Origin of the sequence: Enterobacter sp. FB (genome assembly GCF_000805795.1) — a bacterium.
GTDB lineage: Bacteria > Pseudomonadota > Gammaproteobacteria > Enterobacterales > Enterobacteriaceae > Enterobacter > Enterobacter roggenkampii.
The window spans coordinates 1-3,245 of the sequence record NZ_JSZC01000007.1 but is presented as its reverse complement, the minus strand read 5'-3'; the positions used below and the strand labels follow the sequence as shown (position 1 = coordinate 3,245).

2 rRNA genes are annotated in these 3,245 nt (G+C 52.5%); both read left to right on the top strand.

From position 1 onward, the window contains the following. The first annotated feature begins 93 nt into the window (after positions 1-93). Positions 94-2,997: ribosomal RNA gene (locus PI91_RS05480) — 23S ribosomal RNA — on the top strand. A gap of 73 nt (positions 2,998-3,070) precedes the next feature. Then, positions 3,071-3,186: ribosomal RNA gene (gene rrf, locus PI91_RS05475) — 5S ribosomal RNA — on the top strand. The last annotated feature ends 59 nt before the right edge of the window (positions 3,187-3,245 follow it).

Genomic DNA, 3,245 nt, shown 5'->3' with positions numbered 1-3,245 from the left:
ATCAAGCTGAAAATTGAAACGACACATCTTAAATGGTGTGTTCGAGTCTCTCAAATTTTCGCAATCAGAAGTGAAACATCTTCGGGTTTGTGAGGTTAAGCGACTAAGCGTACACGGTGGATGCCCTGGCAGTCAGAGGCGATGAAGGACGTGCTAATCTGCGAAAAGCGCCGGCGAGGTGATATGAACCTTTGACCCGGCGATGTCCGAATGGGGAAACCCAGTGCAATTCGTTGCACTATCGTTAACTGAATACATAGGTTAACGAGGCGAACCGGGGGAACTGAAACATCTAAGTACCCCGAGGAAAAGAAATCAACCGAGATTCCCCCAGTAGCGGCGAGCGAACGGGGAGCAGCCCAGAGTCTGAATCAGCTTGTGTGTTAGTGGAAGCGTCTGGAAAGTCGCACGGTACAGGGTGACAGTCCCGTACACGAAAATGCACAGGTTGTGAACTCGAAGAGTAGGGCGGGACACGTGGTATCCTGTCTGAATATGGGGGGACCATCCTCCAAGGCTAAATACTCCTGACTGACCGATAGTGAACCAGTACCGTGAGGGAAAGGCGAAAAGAACCCCGGCGAGGGGAGTGAAAAAGAACCTGAAACCGTGTACGTACAAGCAGTGGGAGCACCTTCGTGGTGTGACTGCGTACCTTTTGTATAATGGGTCAGCGACTTATATTCTGTAGCAAGGTTAACCGTATAGGGGAGCCGAAGGGAAACCGAGTCTTAACTGGGCGTTAAGTTGCAGGGTATAGACCCGAAACCCGGTGATCTAGCCATGGGCAGGTTGAAGGTTGGGTAACACTAACTGGAGGACCGAACCGACTAATGTTGAAAAATTAGCGGATGACTTGTGGCTGGGGGTGAAAGGCCAATCAAACCGGGAGATAGCTGGTTCTCCCCGAAAGCTATTTAGGTAGCGCCTCGTGAACTCATCTTCGGGGGTAGAGCACTGTTTCGGCTAGGGGGCCATCCCGGCTTACCAACCCGATGCAAACTACGAATACCGAAGAATGTTATCACGGGAGACACACGGCGAGTGCTAACGTCCGTCGTGAAGAGGGAAACAACCCAGACCGCCAGCTAAGGTCCCAAAGTCATGGTTAAGTGGGAAACGATGTGGGAAGGCACAGACAGCCAGGATGTTGGCTTAGAAGCAGCCATCATTTAAAGAAAGCGTAATAGCTCACTGGTCGAGTCGGCCTGCGCGGAAGATGTAACGGGGCTAAACCATGCACCGAAGCTGCGGCAGCGACACTATGTGTTGTTGGGTAGGGGAGCGTTCTGTAAGCCGTTGAAGGTGGCCTGTGAGGGTTGCTGGAGGTATCAGAAGTGCGAATGCTGACATAAGTAACGATAAAGCGGGTGAAAAGCCCGCTCGCCGGAAGACCAAGGGTTCCTGTCCAACGTTAATCGGGGCAGGGTGAGTCGACCCCTAAGGCGAGGCCGAAAGGCGTAGTCGATGGGAAACAGGTTAATATTCCTGTACTTGGTGTTACTGCGAAGGGGGGACGGAGAAGGCTATGTTAGCCGGGCGACGGTTGTCCCGGTTTAAGCATGTAGGCGGAGGTTCCAGGTAAATCCGGTACCTTTTAACGCTGAGGTGTGATGACGAGGCACTACGGTGCTGAAGTAACAAATGCCCTGCTTCCAGGAAAAGCCTCTAAGCATCAGGTAACATCAAATCGTACCCCAAACCGACACAGGTGGTCAGGTAGAGAATACCAAGGCGCTTGAGAGAACTCGGGTGAAGGAACTAGGCAAAATGGTGCCGTAACTTCGGGAGAAGGCACGCTGATATGTAGGTGAAGCCCCTGCGGGTGGAGCTGAAATCAGTCGAAGATACCAGCTGGCTGCAACTGTTTATTAAAAACACAGCACTGTGCAAACACGAAAGTGGACGTATACGGTGTGACGCCTGCCCGGTGCCGGAAGGTTAATTGATGGGGTTAGCGGCAACGCGAAGCTCTTGATCGAAGCCCCGGTAAACGGCGGCCGTAACTATAACGGTCCTAAGGTAGCGAAATTCCTTGTCGGGTAAGTTCCGACCTGCACGAATGGCGTAATGATGGCCAGGCTGTCTCCACCCGAGACTCAGTGAAATTGAACTCGCTGTGAAGATGCAGTGTACCCGCGGCAAGACGGAAAGACCCCGTGAACCTTTACTATAGCTTGACACTGAACACTGGTCCTTGATGTGTAGGATAGGTGGGAGGCTTTGAAGTGTGGACGCCAGTCTGCATGGAGCCGTCCTTGAAATACCACCCTTTAATGGCTGGTGTTCTAACGTAGACCCGTGATCCGGGTTGCGGACAGTGTCTGGTGGGTAGTTTGACTGGGGCGGTCTCCTCCCAAAGAGTAACGGAGGAGCACGAAGGTTAGCTAATCCTGGTCGGACATCAGGAGGTTAGTGCAATGGCATAAGCTAGCTTGACTGCGAGAGTGACGGCTCGAGCAGGTGCGAAAGCAGGTCATAGTGATCCGGTGGTTCTGAATGGAAGGGCCATCGCTCAACGGATAAAAGGTACTCCGGGGATAACAGGCTGATACCGCCCAAGAGTTCATATCGACGGCGGTGTTTGGCACCTCGATGTCGGCTCATCACATCCTGGGGCTGAAGTAGGTCCCAAGGGTATGGCTGTTCGCCATTTAAAGTGGTACGCGAGCTGGGTTTAGAACGTCGTGAGACAGTTCGGTCCCTATCTGCCGTGGGCGCTGGAGAATTGAGGGGGGCTGCTCCTAGTACGAGAGGACCGGAGTGGACGCATCACTGGTGTTCGGGTTGTCATGCCAATGGCACTGCCCGGTAGCTAAATGCGGAAAAGATAAGTGCTGAAAGCATCTAAGCACGAAACTTGCCCCGAGATGAGTTCTCCCTGAGACTTTAAGTCTCCTGAAGGAACGTTGAAGACGACGACGTTGATAGGTCGGGTGTGTAAGCGCAGCGATGCGTTGAGCTAACCGATACTAATGAACCGTGAGGCTTAACCTTACAACGCCGAAGATGTTTTGGCGAAGAGACAGATAATCAAATTTCAGCTTTGATACAGATTAAACAGAATTTGCCTGGCGGCTTTAGCGCGGTGGTCCCACCTGACCCCATGCCGAACTCAGAAGTGAAACGCCGTAGCGCCGATGGTAGTGTGGGGTCTCCCCATGTGAGAGTAGGGAACTGCCAGGCATCAATTAGAAGAACCCCGTACCGGAAGGTGCGGGGTTTTTTGCTTTTGTTTTTCTTCC